Here is a 16,731-nt window from a genome sequence, read left to right on the forward strand (position 1 = left end):
CGCGCTCAGGTGACGTGTGCGCCCGAGGCTCACGCGGAGGTGTAAGCGACGATCCCGCGGCGCACCGCGTCGAGCGCCGTTCGCGCGGTCTTGGCGAGCTTCGGTTCCGCGACGAGCGAGATCTGGTCGAGCAGATCGATGGTCTGCTTGGCCCAGCGCACGAAGTCCCCCGCGGCCATGTCGGCGAGCGTCAGCACGCTGTCGAGCGGCAGCCCCTTCGCCCACGCGTGCATCGCGGGCGCCAGGCCCGAGGCGGGCGACTCCGACCCCGGGAGGCGGTGGTCGCGTTCGAGGTCGTCGAGCTCTTGCCAGAGCGTCTGCGTGGCATCCAGTGCCCCGCGGAAGGCGCCTCGGGGCAGCCCCCGCTCGCCCGGTCCGGCTTCGTCGCGTCGCGGCTCGTAGACGAGGCAGCAGGCGAGCGCCGCGAGCGAGGGAACGTCGAGGTCGTCCCACAGGCGCTGGCGAAGGGATTCGGCGACGAGGAGGTCGCGCTCGCCGTAGATCCGCCGCATCGTGCGTCCCGCCGGAGTGAGGACGGTCGACCCGTCGTCGTCGGTGGACACGTACTCGAGCGTCGCGAGGACCTCCACGACCCGGTCGAACACCCGCGCGACCGTTCCCGTGCGCTGATCGATCTGCTGGCGGGTCTTGTCGGTGGTCCGCTTGAGCTTCCAGTAGCGCTCGGCCCACCGCGCGTGCGACTCGCGGTCAGGACACGAATGGCACGGATGCCGCTGCATCCGGCGGCGGAGGGACTGGATCTGCTGCTGGCGCTCGTCGCGCAGGCGACGGGGGGCCGTGGCATCCCGCCGATTGATCTTCTCGAGATCGCTCAGTTCGCGGCGGATCGTGGAGTACTCGCGGAAGTCGCCGCGGTCGCACGTCATCGCGCTCTCGTAGCCGGCGAGCGACTCCTCCGCCTCTTTCACCTGTCGAGCGAGGCCGACGACGGATCGGTCGGCCTGGAACTGGGCGAACGACGACTCGAGGATCTCGCGCGCGCGGGACCCGCCCGAACTGGTCGATGAGGTTGACCGCCATGTTGTACGTCGGCCGGAAGCTCGAGTTGAGCGGGTACGTGCGCCGCGAGGCGAGGGATGCCACGGACTGCGGGTCCAGGCCCTCGGTCCACTGCACGACGGCGTGCCCCTCGACGTCGATCCCGCGCCGGCCCGCCCGCCCGGTGAGCTGGGTGTACTCCCCCGACGTGATCGCGACCCGGGCCTCGCCGTTGAACTTCTCGAGCTTCTCGAGCACCACGGTGCGCGCGGGCATGTTGATGCCGAGAGCGAGGGTCTCCGTGGCGAAGACGACCTTGACGAGTTTGCGCCGGAAGAGCTCTTCGACGACCTCCTTGAACGCCGGCAGGAGCCCCGCGTGATGCGAGGCGATGCCACGCTCGAGGTTCTCCCGCCACTCCCAGAAGCGCAGGACCGCAAGGTCTTCGTCCTTCAGGGTGAACGTGAGCTCGTCGACGATCTGCCGGATCTCGACACGCTCCTCGGCCGAGGTGAGCCGGACGTTCGCGCGGCGCAGCTGCTGCACGGCGGCGTCGCAGCCCGCGCGACTGAAGATGAAGAAGATCGCCGGGAGCAGATGGTTTCGCTGGAGGAGCTCGACGACCTCCGGACGGTCGATGCGCTCGATGCGCGGCCCCTGCGACGCACGAACGGGTTTGTGCCCACCGCGACGCTGGTGCGCGTGGCGCGGACCACCCGCGTGACGCTGCGAGCGGTACTCCTGGGCGCGGCGGTTGTTCTCGTACCCTCCGGCGTTGCCGCCGCGGATGCGGAGGAGCTCTTGATTGACCTGAGCCGTGGCGACGCCCGCGCGATCGTCGAAGAGAGGCAGCAGATCGCCGCGCACGAGGACGTGCTGTTCGAGCGGCACGGGCCGCGTCTCGGAGACGATGACCTCCGTGTCTCCGCGGACGGTGTCGAGCCAGTCGCCGAACTCCTCGGCGTTGGAGACCGTCGCCGACAGCGAGACGAGCTTCACCGACCGCGGGAGGTGGATGATCACCTCTTCCCAGACCGCGCCGCGGAAGCGATCGGCGAGGTAGTGCACCTCGTCCATGACGACGAAGCGGAGGCCGCGCAGCGCCGGGGAGTCGGCGTAGAGCATGTTGCGGAGGACCTCGGTCGTCATCACGACGATGCGCGCCGAGGCGTTGATGTTCGTGTCGCCGGTGAGGAGTCCGACCTCGTCGTCGCCGTAGACCTCTTGGAGCTCGTGGAACTTCTGGTTCGACAGGGCCTTGATCGGGGTCGTGTAGAAGGCCTTGTCACCGGGTTCGAGCATCGCGAGGTGGATCGCGAACTCCCCCACGATCGTCTTGCCTGCACCGGTGGGCGCCGCGACGAGAACGCTGCGCCCGTCCTCGAGGGCGTGGCATCCGGCGATCTGGAAATCGTCGAGTTCGAAGCTCTGCGCCTCGGCGAAGTCGGCGGTGTGAGGGTGCGCGGAGCGGGCCGAGGCCCGCGCGAAGCGATCAGCCGGGCTGAGTCCGCTCACGCGGTCGGTCCCAGCAGGCCCTCAGCGGCCATTCGGCGCGCCCTGCGGCGGTCGAAGAGCATCGACACACCGGCCGCCGCGAAGAACAGGACGACCAGGATGCCGGCCAGCATGAGCATGCTGACGATATCGGCAGCCGGGGTGGCCAGAGCGGCGAACAGCGTCGCGATGAGGACCGCGACACGCCATCCCTTGAGGATCGCCTTGCCGCTCATGACGCCGGCGACGTTCAGGGCGACGAGGAAGACGGGGAGCACGAACGCGACACCGATGACCAGCATCAGCTTGAAGACGAAGTCGTAGTACTCGTTCGCGTTATAGAGGTTGGCCGCTCCCGTCGGCGTGAAACCCCACATCAGCTGGATCACATGCGGGACGATCAACACACCGACGTAGCACCCGCCGAAGAACAGGGGCACGGCGGATGCGATGAAGCCGATCGTGTACCGGATCTCTTTGCGCGTGAGGCCGGGCATGATGAAGGCCCAGATCTGCCACAGCCAGATCGGCGCCGACAGGAAGATGCCGATCGTGAAGGCGATGCGCATGCGCAGGTCGAACGCCGACGTGACCGCCGTGAAGTTGATGGCCGAGAGGTTGTCGCCGCGCTGAGCGGCGATCTCGCGGACGGGGACGGTGATCCACTCGATCACCGGCGAGGTGATCGCGAAAGCGACGATCATGCCGACGATGAGCGCCGCAGCGGCGATCATCAGGCGCTTACGTAGCTCGATGAGATGGGCGCCGATCGACATGCGCTTGTCGCGCCGCGGTCCTTCCGGAACGTCGATCCGCGGGGGTCCTGCCGTGGTCACGCCTTAAACAGAGGTGTCGTTCGGCTTGCGCTGCTCGGGGGCCGCGGCCGTGGCCGTGCCGACCTCGGTGGCGCGCGTGGCATCGGTGTTGCCGGCATCGACCTCGTCGTCGCGCTTCATCTCTTTCATCTCGTTCTTGAAGACACGAGCGGACTGCCCCACGCTCTTCGCCAGCGCCGGGAGCTTGGTCGCGCCGAACAGAAGGAGAATGACCGCGAGAACGATCAGCAGGTGTACTCCGGTGATTCCCTGGAACATGATGACTCCTCGTCAGTCTCGGGGGTGGTCGTCAGTCTAACCCGCACAAGTGCACGAAAGCCCGGATCACGGGCAAGGTTCACCCCTTCGATCAACTGGCGTACTGGGCGAGACCGGCTGCAGCCCAGGCGGCGGCAGCCCGTCGAGCCCCTTCCGGCTCGAGCAGCTCGACGTCACCGCCCCGTCGCGCGGCCAGTCTCTTCAGGCTCTGCTCGTCGGCCAGGCGCAGCGACGCGATCGATACGTCGCCGTCGTCGGCGATGTCGGCGCGTTCGAGGTAGTCCGCGAGCAGCGGAGCGACCTCGCGCGGGAAGCGGAATCGGGCGACGACGTCGTCGTCCGCGGGGGCGAACAGATCGGGGACGGGGTCAGCACCGTGCTCCGCGGGAATGTCGGTCAGCACGGGTTCGCTCACCCGGTCGAGGTGGAACGTGCGTACGGCCTGCCGCGTGTGGCACCAGCCCTGGAGGTACCACTGATCGTTCGCGATGTGGACCTTGATCGGGTCGACCGTGCGCAGAGTCGGTCCCGCACCCGGAGCTCGATACGTGAAGCTCACCGCGACCCGGGCGCGCAAGGCTCGGTCGACGACGTCCCGCACCCCGTCGACGGGTCCGGGGGCCACGATCACCGGCGGCGGGGTCGACGACGCGCCACGCGAGAGCTTCGCCAGCAGACCGGTGACGAGTTCGTTGTCGGCGACGCCGGGAAGAGTGCGCGCGAGCTGGAGGCCGGCCAACAGCGCGGCGGCCTCACGAGCGGTCAGCCGCGGAGATCGCTCCAGCCCGACCGTGTTCGTCATGGCGATGATGTCCTCGCGTTCGAGGAGATCCCAATCGATGTCGAACAGCTCGTTCGGCAGCTGCCAGTAACCACGCTCGCCCGGCAGCCCGATCACCGTCAGCCGTTCGACCATGGCACGCATCTGCGCGGGGGTCACGTCGAACTCCACCGCCGCCTCGGCGACCGAGACCTCGCCCTTGCCGATCAGGTACGGCACAAGCTGAAGGAGCAGCGCGGCACGGTCCAGCGCCTGCAGGGGCCTCTCGGCGGTCATGCCGCACCTCCGTGCAGCGCGAGGGTGGCCTCGAGTCGACGGACGACCTCGTCTCGCAGGCTCGCCGGCTCGACGACGCGGACCTCCGGTCCGTACGACGCGAGCTCGTCGGCGAACACGTGCAGGTCGACGAACGGGACGATGACGCCCTGCGGAGCCGGCAGCGCCCGACGGGCGAGCCGCAACGACGCCTCGGTGCCGGGGTGCACTTCGAGGAGAGCACGCTGACGACTCGCGACCTCGCGGAGACCGGCCAGAGCGCGCTCCCCCGCGCCCTGGCGCAGAGTCGGCGAGAACTTCTCGCGGGTAACGACGACCTCGCCCACGACCCGGGAGAGCAGGAAGGTGCGATCGGCATCCATGTTCAGATCGAAACCGAACACGTGCCAGCGGGCCTCGTATTCGACCAGCGCGAGGGGGCGGATCCGCCGCTCGCGCGGACGGGGCTCACCCGGGCGGAGGTACGAGAACGTGACCACGCGGCACTCCTCGATCGCCCTCTGGAACGTCGGGAACGACGCATCGCGGACTCTGATACGCGGCGCGTAGCCGATGATCGGCTCGTCGACGGCGATGCCGAGCGCGCGGATCTTGCGCAGACCGCTTCGCGCGTCGGCCGAGAGCGACTCGCTGCCCCAGACGTCGCCGGCGATGTTGAGCAGAGCGATCTCGGCCGGGCTGAACGAGATGTCGTCGGGGAGCGCGTACTCCGCCGTCGGCACGCGGTACCGCGCTTCACGCAGGTCGTCGGGATCGGCTCGCTCGCCGATCGTCTCGATCGGGATACCGAGACCGCGCAGGTTCTCTTTGTCGCGCTCGAACATCTTTTCGAGAGCGTCCTTCGACGCTCCGGCTTCGAGCTGCTCACGGTACCCGGCCACGGAGGAGAGGATCGTCTCTTTCGTCAGCCCCTGCTCGGTCGCCATGAGGGCGACGACGAGGTTGACCAGTCGCTCCTCGGGAGCGCTTCTGGAGCTGGTGGCGGGCACTCGCCCATCCTAGGCGGGGAGGGGACGACGGTCCCTCCCCGCAGCGCGATCGAGCGCCGCGATCGAGCGCCGCGATGGCGCGACGGCGAACGGGGCCGCGCAGACGAACCGCCTCGGGCCGGGTCAGCCGACCGTGCCCAGGATGTCGACGACGTAGACGAGAGCCTTGTCGGCGGGCGCGCGCAGCGCCTGCTGGTCGGCCGAGGTCTGGTCGGAGGGAACGACGACGAGGACCTGCGATCCCACCGTCTGCCCCTCGAGCGCCGAGGCCAGGGAGGGCGGCAGCTGGGATGCGGTCGCCTGGCCGGGGGCACCGTTCTCCCAGGTCGAGAAGAAGGTGGTCTTGGCACCCCAGGCGACACCGAGGAGGTGGATCATGACGTTCGAGTCCGCCGTCAGCACCTCGCCGTCGCCCTTCTTGAGCGTCTCGGTGCGCACGTCGGTCGGCGCATCGTTCTGCGGGAACGAGACGCCGGGCTGGCCACTGGGGGCGCGCACGACGGAGGGCATGCCGGTTCCGGCGTTGAACTGCTCGACGCCGTCGGCGGCGGGCAGGAAGACCTTGCGCACATCGAAGACGAACACCGCCGGAGCGCCCGCCGTCAGCCCGAGACCCTGGGCCTGCGCGGCGGGGATCGTGTCACTCGGAAGCGCGACGGCCACCCGCGAGCCCTCGGCCGCACAGTGCAGGAGGTCACCCACGCCCGGAACGTTCTTCTCGAGCTCGAGCAGGGTGAGCGGCCGAGAGAAGTCAGCGGCGTAGGGAGTCGCGATCGCCGTCTCGCCCGTCGCGGCGTTGACCACGGTCACATCGAGGAAGGCCTGCTGGCCCTCCTCGGTCAGCTTCTCTCCATCGCCCTGGACGAGGGTGTCGACCGCCGTCTGCGTGGGGAGGTAGGGGCTACGCAGGTTCACCGTCGGCGCGGTGCCCACGTCGCCCGGCGCCGAGATCGCCGCGGACAACGCGGGGTCGGCGGTCGGGGTCGGGCACGAGGCGCCGGCGGAGGCAGAGCATCCGACGAGACCGAATCCGGCGAGGGCGGTCACGGCGACGAAGGCGGGGAGTCTGCGCACCGGAACAGTTTAGGGCGTCGCGTCCGATGAATCCGCCGAGGGCGCTGGGAGGCCCTGGCGCCGACGCACCCCGTCGGCCGCCTTCTGCGCCTCGCGCACGCGCTTGCGGAGGTTCTTGTCGGTGATCTCGCGATCGCCGACAGCCCCCGGCGTCCACAGCTCCACGTCCTCGTCGCCGTAGCTCGACTTCGACGCGCGACGCTTGACCTCGGGCGGCACGGCGCCCGGCGCGAGCCGACGCGCGGTGAGGAGGAAGCCCGTGTGCGCGATCATCCGGTGATCGGGGCGGACGGCGAGACCCTCGACGTGCCACCCGCGGACCATGGTCTCGGACGCATCCGGATCGGTGAACAGACCCGTCGCGCGGATGTACTCGGCGACGCGGCTGAGCTGCGTGGCGGTCGCGACGTAGCAGAGCACCACTCCGCCGGGTGTGAGAGCATCGGCGGCGACGTCGATGCACTCCCACGGCGCGAGCATGTCGAGCACGACCCGATCGACGGACCCCGGCTCGACGGCGGTGGGAAGGCTCTCGACGAGATCGCCCACGACGACGTCCCACGTCGAGGGAGGGGCGCCGAGGAAGGTCTCGACGTTCGCGCGAGCGACGTCGGCGAACTCCTCCCGACGTTCGAACGACACGAGGCGCCCCGCGGGACCGATCGCCCGGAGCAGCCAGAGCGACAGCGCACCGGAGCCGACCCCGGCCTCGACGACGGTCGCCCCGGGGAAGATGTCGGCCGCCGAGAGGATCTGCGCCGCGTCCTTCGGGTACACGATCGCCGCTCCGCGGGGCATGGACATGACGAAGTCTCGCAGGAGCGGACGCAGCGCGAGGTAGTCGTGCCCCGCGCTGTTCGTGACGACGCTTCCGTCCGGCTCGCCGACGAGGAGCGAATGCTTGAGCACGCCGTTGTGCGTGTGCAGCTCACCGTCCTCGCGCAGCGTGATCGTGTGCAGTCGGCCCTTGGGGCCGGTCAGCTGCACGCGATCGCCGACCCGGAAGGGGCCGCTCAGGTGCGGGGTCTCACTCATCGGGTCTCCTGCGGGGTGATGATCGAAGCGGTGGGGAAGGCGGGCGTCTCGCGCCGCGAGGCGTGGAGCGCGCGGAGGTCGGCGGTGGTGCGACCCTCGAGGCTCGGCCAGAGTGCGTCGGCGCCGAGACCGTCGAGCGGGACCATCAGGGGCACTCCGAGCGAGACGGCACCGCTGGCGAGCGCCGAGCGCAGCCCGTTGGGCGAGTCCTCGATCGCCACGGTGTCGGCGACGTCGACGCCGAGCGCGGCGCACGCCTGGAGGTAGGGGTCGGGATAGGGCTTCGGACGCTCGACGTCGTCACCGGCGACGACGACGTCGAAGGCCGGGAAGTCGATCAGTTCGGTCACCGACAGGGCCATCCGCCGCATCGACATGGTCACGAGGGCTGTCTTCACCCCGTTCGCGCGGAGGTCGGCGAGGAGTTCCCGCGCCCCCGGACGGAACGGGACGCCGACCACGGAGAGCTGACGCAGCACCTCGTCCGTGAGGTACGCGATGATCTCGTCGACGCCCCAGGGCACGCCCGCGTTCTGCAGCAGGCGGGCCGAATCCTCGAGGGCGAGGCCGACCATGCCGAGCGCCTGCTCGTGCGACCACGTTCCCCCGAAGCGCTCGACCAGGGGCGTCTCGGCGGCCATCCAGAACGGTTCCGTGTCGACGAGAGTGCCGTCCATGTCCCAGAGGACGGCGGCGGGCGCGGAAGAAGTCATCGTTCCATCGTATCGAGCGCGCCCCGCCGCACCGCTCCCCCGCGAGCGCATGCGCCTATCCTGGAACCCAGCCCTTCCCGGGGCAGAGGAGGTCGCGTGGACGCACTGGGTCGCCGGATCATCGTCGCCGCTTTCGACGGATGGAACGACGCGGGAGAGGCGGCGTCCGCCGCCGCGAGTCTTCTGCGCGCCGACACCGAGTACGAAGTGGTGCACACGGTCGACCCCGAGCTCTACTTCGACTATCAGTACACACGTCCGCAGATCGGACTGGATGCCGAGGGCCACCGCACCCTCACCTGGCCCGAGGCGCGGCTGCTCCGCCCGGCTCATCGGTCCGACGACGCGGAGATCTGGCTGCTCGTCGGGGTCGAACCCGCGCGCGCGTGGCAGGCCTTCGCCGCCGAGTTCATCGACGTCGCCCTCCGCGAAGACGTGACGGGGTTCGTGGCGCTCGGCTCGATGATGTCCGATGTGCCGCACACGCGCCCGATCTCGGTCTTCGCCGGGAGCGACAACGAGGGCGTCCGTCAGGCACTCGACCTCGAACGGAGCCTGTACGAGGGTCCGGTGGGCATCCTCAGCGCGATCGGACACGCGGCCGAGGGGGTCGGCATCCCGACCGCCAGCCTGTGGGCGAGCGTGCCGCACTATGTCGCCGGTCACACCCCGTCACCGAAGGCGACCCTGGCGCTTCTCGACCGCCTGCAGTCGATCACCGGCATCGAGGTTCCGCGCGGCGAGCTCGCCGCCGAGGCCGTCGCGTGGGAAGCGTCGATCGACGCGGCAGCGGCCGACGACGAAGAGATGAGCGAGTACATCCGCCAGCTCGAGCAGACCCGCGACACGTGGGACTCCCCCGAGGCTTCCGGCGACGCGATCGCCCAGGAGTTCGAGCGCTATCTGCGCCGCGGAGGCGACGGGCCGAGCAAGCCCGGTCGCGACGACCCGCCGCGCCGCTGAGCTCAGCCGCACGGGCGCCCGGTCCCTTCGACGGGCTCAGGTACCTCGCACCGACTCACGGTCCGAACCGAGGTGGCTGAGCTCGTCGAAGCCGTCGGAACCCCACCTCCCCGGAACACCACGACGGCGCCGCCCCGAGGGGACGGCGCCGTCGTGGCATCCGGGATCAGCTGGTGATGACCGTCGACACCGCGGGGATGACGCCCGTCAGCAGCAGGATGATGATCAGGATGCCGAGCGCCACGCGATAGATCACGAACGGCAGGAAGCTGCCGCGCTTGAGGTACTGCATGAGGAAGGCGATGACCAGGTAGCCGACCACGAACGCGATCACGGTCGCGATGGCGGTCTCGCCGAGGTCGTAGGGACCGGTGCCCTCGTCGAAGCTCTTGTAGAGCTCGTAGAGACCGCTCGCGAACACCGCGGGAACGGCGAGCAGGAACGAGTACTCGGCGGCAGCCGTGCGCTTGTAGCCGAGGGCGCGCCCCAGGGTCGTGGTGGCGCCGGAGCGGGAGACGCCGGGAACGAGGGCGAGGGCCTGTGCGAAACCGAAGGCGAAGCCGTGACCGACCGTGAGGTCGTCGAGGTCGCGACGACGCTTGCCGTAGTGATCGGCGAGGCCCAGCAGGATGCCGAAGACGATCAGGACGATCGCGGTGATCCAGAGGCTGCGGAAGTTGTCGCGGATGAGGCTCTGGAGGAGGAAGCCGAGCACACCGATCGGGATGGTGCCGATGATGATGTACCAGCCCATGCGCGCGTCGGGGTCGTTGCGCGGGACCCGGCCCGTGAGGGACAGGAACCAACGCGAGAGCACGCGGGCGATCTTCTTGCGGAAGTACAGCAGCACCGCGAGCTCGGTGCCGATCTGGGTGATGGCGGTGAACGTCGCGCCGGGGTCGGTCTGCGACGGGAGGAACTCGCCCACGATGCGCAGGTGGGCGCTGGAGGAGATGGGGAGGAACTCGGTGAGGCCCTGAACGAGCCCCAGGATGATGACCTCGAGAATATGCATGCGGTCCTTCAGTACGTTCGGATGAGGTCGGCGAGGACTCGTCGACCGAACTCGAGCGCGTCGACGGGGACACGCTCATCGACACCGTGGAACATCCCGGTGAAGTCGAGGTCGGCGGGGAGTCGCAACGGCGCGAACCCGTAACCGGAGATTCCGAGGCCGGCGAGGGCCTTGTTGTCGGTGCCGCCGCCCATGAGGTACGGCACCACCGGCACGCCCGGGTCGTGACGGCCGAGCTGCGCGACCATCGCGTCGACGAGGTCGCCCGAGAACGGCACCTCGAGACCGATGTCCGTGTGGACGATCTCGATCTCGATGTCCGACCCGACGATGCGACGGATGTCGGCGAGCGCCGCCTCCTCGGTACCGGGGAGCACACGCACATCGATGAGAGCCTCGGCCCGGTCCGGGATCACGTTGTGCTTGTACCCCGCGGTCAGGCCCGTGGGGTTGGTCGTGGTCCGCAGCGTCGAACGGATGAAGCTGGATGCCGCTCCGGTGCGCAGTGCGAGCGCGTCGGGGTCGCCCGCGTCGTCGCCCGTGATGTCGGCGAGGCCGTTCAGCAGCGCCGCCGTGGTGTCGGTGAGCCGGATGGGCCACTCGGTGCGACCGAGGGCCGCCACCGCTTCCGCCAGCCGGGTGACGGCGTTGTCGGGGTGCAGGCCGCTGCCGTGCCCCGCGCGCCCACGGGCGATGAGCTTGATCCAGATGAGGGCCTTCTCCCCCACCTGCAGCAGATAGGCGCGACGGTCGCCGACGGCGATCGAGTATCCGCCGACCTCGCTGATGGCCTCGGTCGCTCCGCGGAACCAGTCCGCCCGGTCCTTCACGACCAGCGCGGAGCCCTCGACGCCGCCGTTCTCCTCGTCGGCGAAGAAGGTCACGATGATGTCGCGCTCGGGCTGCTCCCCCGCGCGCAGCACATCGGCGACGGCCGTGAGGATCATGGCATCCATGTCCTTCATGTCGACCGCTCCGCGGCCCCACAGGATGCCGTCACGGATCTCTCCGGCGAACGGATCGACGCTCCAGTCCTCGGCGACGGCGGGCACGACGTCCAGGTGGCCGTGCAGGATCAGCGCGGGCTTGTCGGGGTTGCGGCCGGGGACGCGCGCACAGACGTTCGTGCGGCGGGCGATCGGCTCGTAGTACTCGGTCGCGAGGCCGAGTCCTTCGAGGTAGGCACCGACGTATTCGGCCGCCTCGCGCTCGCCGTTCGAGCGTCCACCCCCGTAGTTCGAGGTATCGAACCGGATGAGGTCGGACGCCACGCGGGCGACCTCGGGTACGTCGTTCTCGAGCTCGGGCATGCGCACTACGGTACCCGGGCGCGGACCCGCGAACCGTCCTGTGTCGGCCTACGGCGGGCCCTCGAAGGGCTCGATGCCGCCGAGCCGCGCCCGGGGTGCACGCTCGGTTCGAGACGGGGCTCCGGTCGTGGTAATGTCGTTCCTCGTTGCGAAAGTGACAAAACACCCAGATGCGCGGGTGGCGGAATAGGTAGACGCGCTAGCTTGAGGTGCTAGTGCCCGTATTAGGGCGTGGGGGTTCAAGTCCCCCCTCGCGCACAAAACGAAGAAGGCCCCGGGTTCACCCGGGGCCTTCTTCGTTTCTGCGGCAGCGGGACGGCGTGACCTGGTTTCTCGGCGACGGTCCCTCCCGAGAAGCCCCGCCCAACCGTGACACCTCAGTAACACCCGCGTGACACACGCGCCCTAGCGTCGGAGCATGCCTCCATTCGCGGTTCCCCTCATCGACATCTCAGCCTGGGTCGGCGACGGGTCGGACGACGCCCGAGCCGCCGTGGTGGCGGCGATGGACCATGCGGCACGCACCGTGGGCTTCATGCAGGTGGTGGGTCACGGCATCCCGGACTCCGTCGTCTCGGGCCTGACGGGAGCGCTCGACGAGTTCTTCGCGCTGCCGCTGGATGCCAAGAAGGCCTACGTGCGACCGGCGGCCGAGAACCGCGGCTACAGCCCACCCAAGAGCGAGTCGTTGAGCTACAGCCTCGGCGTCGACCCGGTGACGCGGATGAACGACTTCTTCGAGGCGTTCAACGTGGGAGCCTCGTGGCGCGACTATCCCGGCACGAGCACCACGGTCGAGGACTACGCCGAGAACACGTGGCCGGATGCCGTACCGTCCTTCCACGGCGCGGTCGAGACGTACTTCGACGAGGCGCGCAGAGTCGCCCACACCCTCACGCGGATCCTCGCCGCGGCACTCCGGGTGCGCGAGGACTTCTTCGACACGCTCACCGACCACTCGATCGACGTGCTGCGGATGAACAACTACGCCCTCCCGCCCGGTTCGATCGAGCTGGGTGCGGAGCTGACGGGCATGGGCGAACACACCGACTTCGGCCTCGTGACGGTGCTCTGGGCCGATCAGGTCGCCGGGCTCCAGGTGCTCGGACAGGACGGATCGTGGAACGACGTGTCGCCCGCCGACGGCGCCCTGCTGGTGAACCTCGGCGACGTGGCGGCCCGGCTGACGAACGACAAGTGGATGTCGACGCTGCACCGGGTGAAGCCCCCGGTCATCGACGGCACGATCGAGCGCCGACGGTCGGCGGCCTTCTTCCACGACGGCAACGCCGACGCGGTCATCGCTCCGCTCCCGCACTTCGTCACGCGCGAGGCACCGGCGCTGTACGAGCCGGTGACGGTCCGCGAACACATCGCGGCGAAGCTCGCGGGCTCGCGGGCCGGACGCAAGAACGTCTCGGCCGTACGCGAGGCCGCCCGCGTCGCCGCCAGCCGCGGATAGCCCGGCCGCCGACGCTCCCGCGGTGCGCCGCGAGTCGGGGTGCGGCGGGTTCGCGGCGCGGGGCGCAGCGCCGTGCGGGGCGGAGCGCGGGGCGGGGCGGAGCGCGGGGCGCAGCGCCGTGCGGGGCGGGGCGGGGCGGGGCGCAGCGCCGTCGACCACGCCATAAACGCTTGCGCGGTGCCGCACGAACGGCGGACACCGCCACACCCCGGACGCGCTCCGGGCGAGCCACAGCCCCGGCGGGCCGCGGCCTCAGGCCGCCGACACCCCGAACAGCAGACCGAGCACGTAGGTCACCGCGGCGGCCCCGAAGCCGATCGCGAGCTGACGCAGGCCGCGCTTGAGAGGCGACGCACCCGAGAGCAGGCCGACCATCGCACCGGTGCCCATCAGTGCCACGCCGACGAGGGCGAGCGCGACGACAACCGCGACGATGCCGGACAGGCCGAAGATCCACGGCAGCACCGGGATGATCGCGCCGGAGGCGAAGAACAGGAAGCTCGAGAGCGCCGCGCCCCACGCGCTGCCGACGACCTCGTGCGACGACTCCCCCGGAGCGGCCGCGGCGGGGGCCGTTCCAGCCTGAGCGGCCGTGACGACCTCGCGCGCCTTCGCGAGGGCGTCGTCGGGCTCCATGCCGCGGGTGCGGTACACGAGCGCGAGTTCATTGGCATCCAGATCCAGGTGGGGCAGAGCCGAGTCGGCGAAGTCGCTCTCTTCGGTCGCTTCGAGCAGCTCGCGCTGCGAGCGCACCGACACGAACTCGCCGGCGCCCATCGAGAGGGCCCCCGCGAGGAGTCCGGCGACGCCGCTGAACAGCACGAAGCTGGGGGCGACGCCGGTCGCACCCACGCCCATCACCAGGGCGAGGTTCGAGACGAGTCCGTCGTTCGCGCCGAAGACGGCGGCGCGGAAGGTTCCCGAGAGACGCCGACGACCCCGCGCGGCGAGACCGCGGACCACCTCGTGGTGCACGCGCTCGTCGGCGGCCATCGCCGCGGTCGCGTACGGCTCGTCGGCGTAGGGCGAGCGGGCCTCGGCGTTCTGTGCCAGGGCGAGGACGAAGATCGAGCCGAAGCGGCGGGCCATCCAGGCGAGCAGGCGGGTTCCGATGCCGGGCTGCGGCAGCCGCTGCGGCTTCTCGCCGAGCAGGTCGATCCAGTGCTGCTCGTGGCGTCCTTCCGCTTCGGCGAGGGCGAGTAGGATGTCGCGTTCCTCCCCGGTGCGGCGGGAGGCGAGTTCGCGGTAGACGCGCGCCTCGGCGCGTTCGTCGACCAGGTAACGCGCCCAACGGCGGCGGTCGCGGGCGGTGGGTGTGGCGGGAGTCGTCACGGGGCTCCTTCGGGTCGACCCCACCGTAGTGAGCGAGAACCCCTCCCCGGGCGCGTCGGCTGACACTGACAGCATTTCGGGGACCCGAAGCCCGGAAAGCCGCGGCTGCCGCGGCGGAGATGCCAGTATTTCGGCGGCGCGAAGTCGTCTCGCGGCACACCTGCATGACCGATCCCGTCGAGCATGGTCGCCGAGCGCGCACGAGTGCACTTCTGCCCCACTGGTCCTGCAGATGAACCGCACGGCGTCAGCGTGTCGCGGCGACCCGCCGCTCGGCGCACAGCACGAACCGGGTTCAGGAGTGCACGCGCTTGCGCAGCAGGTCGATGCGCGCCTGCAGCTGCGCGACGGTTGCGTGCGACACGGCAGGTCCCCCGCAGAGACGCCGGAGCTCGGCGTGGACGAGGCCGTGCGGCTCGCCGCTCTGCCGCGCGTAGAGACCGACCATCGTGTTGAGAAGCTGACGCTGCTCTTTGAGCGTGCGGTGGAGAGGCGCGGGAAGCCCGCCCTCGTCGACGGAGGGCGGTTCGACGCCGTTCTCCTTCTCGTTCGCCTCGCGCGTGGAGCGATGCCGCGACTGCCGGGTGGCGCGCGACATGAGCACCTCGTGCACCTGCTCGGGCTCGAGAAGACCCGGGATGCCGAGGAACTCCTCCTCCTCGATGGTTCCGGGCACCGCGAGCTGGCCGAACTCCTGCCCGTCGAACATCACGCGGTCGAAGTGCGCGAGCGAACCCAGCGCCTGGTACTCGAACTCCTGCTCGAGCGCGTCGGATGCCTTGTCCTCGCGCTCGGCGGCATCCATCATGTCTTCTTCGGCGTTCCACTGGTCGTCCGCGTCGCTGTCGCGGTCGAGGGCGTGCTCGCGCTGGGCCTCCATCTCACCCGCGAGGGCGAGCAGCTGCGGCACGTTCGGCAGGAACACGCTCGCGGTCTCACCGCGGCGCCGCGCGCGGACGAAACGGCCGATGGCCTGGGCGAAGAACAACGGGGTCGAGGCGCTCGTGGCGTAGACGCCGACGGCGAGGCGGGGGACGTCGACGCCCTCCGACACCATGCGGACGGCGACCATCCAGCGGCTCGTGCCCTTGGAGAACTCCTCGATGCGACTGGAGGCCTCAGCCTCGTCGGAGAGGACGACGGTGACCTTCTCGCCGCTGATGTCCTCGAGGATGGCGGCGTAGGCGCGCGCGGCGGTCTGGTCGGTCGCGATGACGAGGCCGCCGGCATCCGGAACCGTCTCTCGCACCTCGGTGAGGCGCCGGTCGGCGGAGCGGAGGACCGCGGGAATCCAGTCGCCGTTCGGATCGAGCGCGGTGCGCCAGGCCTGGGACGTGATGTCTTTGGTGTTGTCCTGGCCGAGCTGGGCCTCCATCTCTTCCCCTGCCTTGGTGCGCCAGCGCATCTGCCCGGCGTAGACGAGGAAGAAGACCGGCCGGACGACGCCGTCTTCGAGGGCGCGTTTGTAGCCGTAGGCGTAGTCGGTTCGGGAGAGGCGGATGCCCTTGGAGTTCGGGTGGTACTCGACGAACGGGATGGGCGCCGTGTCGCTGCGGAACGGCGTTCCCGAGAGCAGCAGACGGCGGGTCGCTCGACTGTAGGCCTCGCGCAGCGCGTCGCCCCAACTGAGGGCGTCGCCGCCGTGGTGCACCTCGTCGAGGATGACCAGGGTTCTGGCATCCATCGTCAGTCGCTGGTGCACCTCGGCCTTGACGGCGACCTGCGCGTAGGTGACGGCGACACCGTGGTACTGCCGCGAGGGCGTGGCGTGGCGGTTCGAGAAGAACGGATCGAGTCGGATGCCGACCCGCGCGGCCGCCTCGGCCCACTGGGACTTGAGGTGCTCGGTGGGGGCGACCACGACGATGCGATCGACGACGCGGCGACGCATGAGCTCGGACGCGAGGCGCAGGGCGAAGGTGGTCTTACCGGCGCCCGGGGTCGCGGCGGCGAGGAAGTCGCGGGGACCCTTGCCCACACCGTCGGGACCGTCGGAGCCGAAGTACTGATCCAGTGCCTCGGCCTGCCACGCACGCAGACGCTGGGCGGTTCCCCAGGGCGCACGCTGCGGGAACGAGGGTGAGAGGTGCTCGGCGGCGAACGACCCGAAGTGGGGCTCGGTGCCGTCGAGCGGAGCCGGGGCATCGCCCGGCATCGGGTGGTCGGCAACGGGCGCGGTGGCGTGGGTGGGATC

Annotated in this window: 13 protein-coding genes, 1 tRNA gene and 1 pseudogene; 3 read left to right on the forward strand and 12 right to left on the reverse strand. The window is 70.0% G+C overall.

Annotation, left to right across the window (positions count from 1 at the left end; all coding sequences use genetic code 11):
• Positions 1–29 precede the first annotated feature (29 nt).
• The 8 genes and pseudogenes from QE388_RS16455 to QE388_RS16490 all read right to left on the reverse strand — a co-directional run bounded on the left by QE388_RS16455 (position 30) and on the right by QE388_RS16490 (position 8,455).
• A pseudogene (locus tag QE388_RS16455) lies at positions 30–2,514 on the reverse strand (DEAD/DEAH box helicase).
• Positions 2,511–3,269: a twin-arginine translocase subunit TatC gene (gene tatC, locus QE388_RS16460; RefSeq protein WP_275800333.1), complete on the reverse strand. Its 759-nt coding sequence runs from the start codon at positions 3,267–3,269 to the stop codon at positions 2,511–2,513. The pseudogene QE388_RS16455 and the gene tatC overlap by 4 nt, the downstream one beginning before the upstream one ends.
• A gap of 63 nt (positions 3,270–3,332) precedes the next feature.
• Positions 3,333–3,587 (reverse strand): twin-arginine translocase TatA/TatE family subunit, encoded by a 255-nt coding sequence (gene tatA, locus QE388_RS16465; RefSeq protein WP_058597911.1) that lies wholly within the window; start codon positions 3,585–3,587, stop codon positions 3,333–3,335.
• A 91-nt stretch (positions 3,588–3,678) separates the two neighbouring features.
• Positions 3,679–4,644 (reverse strand): YafY family protein, encoded by a 966-nt coding sequence (locus tag QE388_RS16470; RefSeq protein WP_307386522.1) that lies wholly within the window; start codon positions 4,642–4,644, stop codon positions 3,679–3,681.
• Positions 4,641–5,633, reverse strand: a complete 993-nt coding sequence (locus QE388_RS16475; RefSeq protein ID WP_307386524.1) for a YafY family protein — start codon at positions 5,631–5,633, stop codon at positions 4,641–4,643. Before QE388_RS16475 ends, QE388_RS16470 begins: the two co-directional genes overlap by 4 nt.
• Positions 5,634–5,756: 123 nt before the next feature.
• Positions 5,757–6,707: an FKBP-type peptidyl-prolyl cis-trans isomerase gene (locus tag QE388_RS16480; RefSeq protein WP_307386525.1), complete on the reverse strand. Its 951-nt coding sequence runs from the start codon at positions 6,705–6,707 to the stop codon at positions 5,757–5,759.
• 9 nt (positions 6,708–6,716) lie between these two features.
• Positions 6,717–7,742, reverse strand: coding sequence for a tRNA (adenine-N1)-methyltransferase (locus tag QE388_RS16485; RefSeq protein ID WP_307386527.1), 1,026 nt, complete (start codon positions 7,740–7,742; stop codon positions 6,717–6,719).
• Entirely contained in the window at positions 7,739–8,455 is a 717-nt protein-coding gene (locus QE388_RS16490; RefSeq protein WP_307386529.1) for an HAD family phosphatase, read from the reverse strand. Before QE388_RS16490 ends, QE388_RS16485 begins: the two co-directional genes overlap by 4 nt.
• Before the next feature lie 96 nt (positions 8,456–8,551).
• Here QE388_RS16490 and QE388_RS16495 point away from each other — a divergent pair, with 96 nt between their 5' ends.
• On the forward strand, positions 8,552–9,418 hold the full coding sequence (locus QE388_RS16495) for a PAC2 family protein (protein WP_307386530.1): 867 nt from the start codon (positions 8,552–8,554) through the stop codon (positions 9,416–9,418).
• A gap of 166 nt (positions 9,419–9,584) precedes the next feature.
• Here the strand turns inward: QE388_RS16495 and QE388_RS16500 are convergent, their stop codons facing one another.
• Together QE388_RS16500 and QE388_RS16505 are read right to left on the reverse strand one after the other, a co-directional pair.
• Entirely contained in the window at positions 9,585–10,433 is an 849-nt protein-coding gene (locus QE388_RS16500) for an undecaprenyl-diphosphate phosphatase (RefSeq protein ID WP_307386532.1), read from the reverse strand.
• An 8-nt stretch (positions 10,434–10,441) separates the two neighbouring features.
• Complete coding sequence (locus QE388_RS16505; protein WP_307386533.1) at positions 10,442–11,743, reverse strand: M20/M25/M40 family metallo-hydrolase; 1,302 nt, start codon at positions 11,741–11,743, stop codon at positions 10,442–10,444.
• A 172-nt stretch (positions 11,744–11,915) separates the two neighbouring features.
• Here QE388_RS16505 and QE388_RS16510 point away from each other — a divergent pair.
• Together QE388_RS16510 and QE388_RS16515 are read left to right on the forward strand one after the other, a co-directional pair.
• Positions 11,916–12,001: transfer RNA gene (locus QE388_RS16510), tRNA-Leu, on the forward strand.
• 160 nt (positions 12,002–12,161) lie between these two features.
• Entirely contained in the window at positions 12,162–13,205 is a 1,044-nt protein-coding gene (locus tag QE388_RS16515) for an isopenicillin N synthase family oxygenase (RefSeq protein WP_307386534.1), read from the forward strand.
• A 252-nt stretch (positions 13,206–13,457) separates the two neighbouring features.
• Here the strand turns inward: QE388_RS16515 and QE388_RS16520 are convergent, their stop codons facing one another.
• Positions 13,458–14,537 carry a VIT1/CCC1 family protein gene (locus QE388_RS16520; protein ID WP_307386536.1) on the reverse strand — a complete coding sequence of 360 codons (1,080 nt, stop codon included), beginning with the start codon at positions 14,535–14,537 and terminating at the stop codon, positions 13,458–13,460.
• A 295-nt stretch (positions 14,538–14,832) separates the two neighbouring features.
• On the reverse strand, positions 14,833–16,692 hold the full coding sequence (locus tag QE388_RS16525; protein WP_307387165.1) for a DEAD/DEAH box helicase: 1,860 nt from the start codon (positions 16,690–16,692) through the stop codon (positions 14,833–14,835).
• Positions 16,693–16,731: the final 39 nt, after the last annotated feature.

This window comes from Microbacterium sp. SORGH_AS_0969, from assembly GCF_030818255.1.
Lineage (GTDB): Bacteria > Actinomycetota > Actinomycetes > Actinomycetales > Microbacteriaceae > Microbacterium.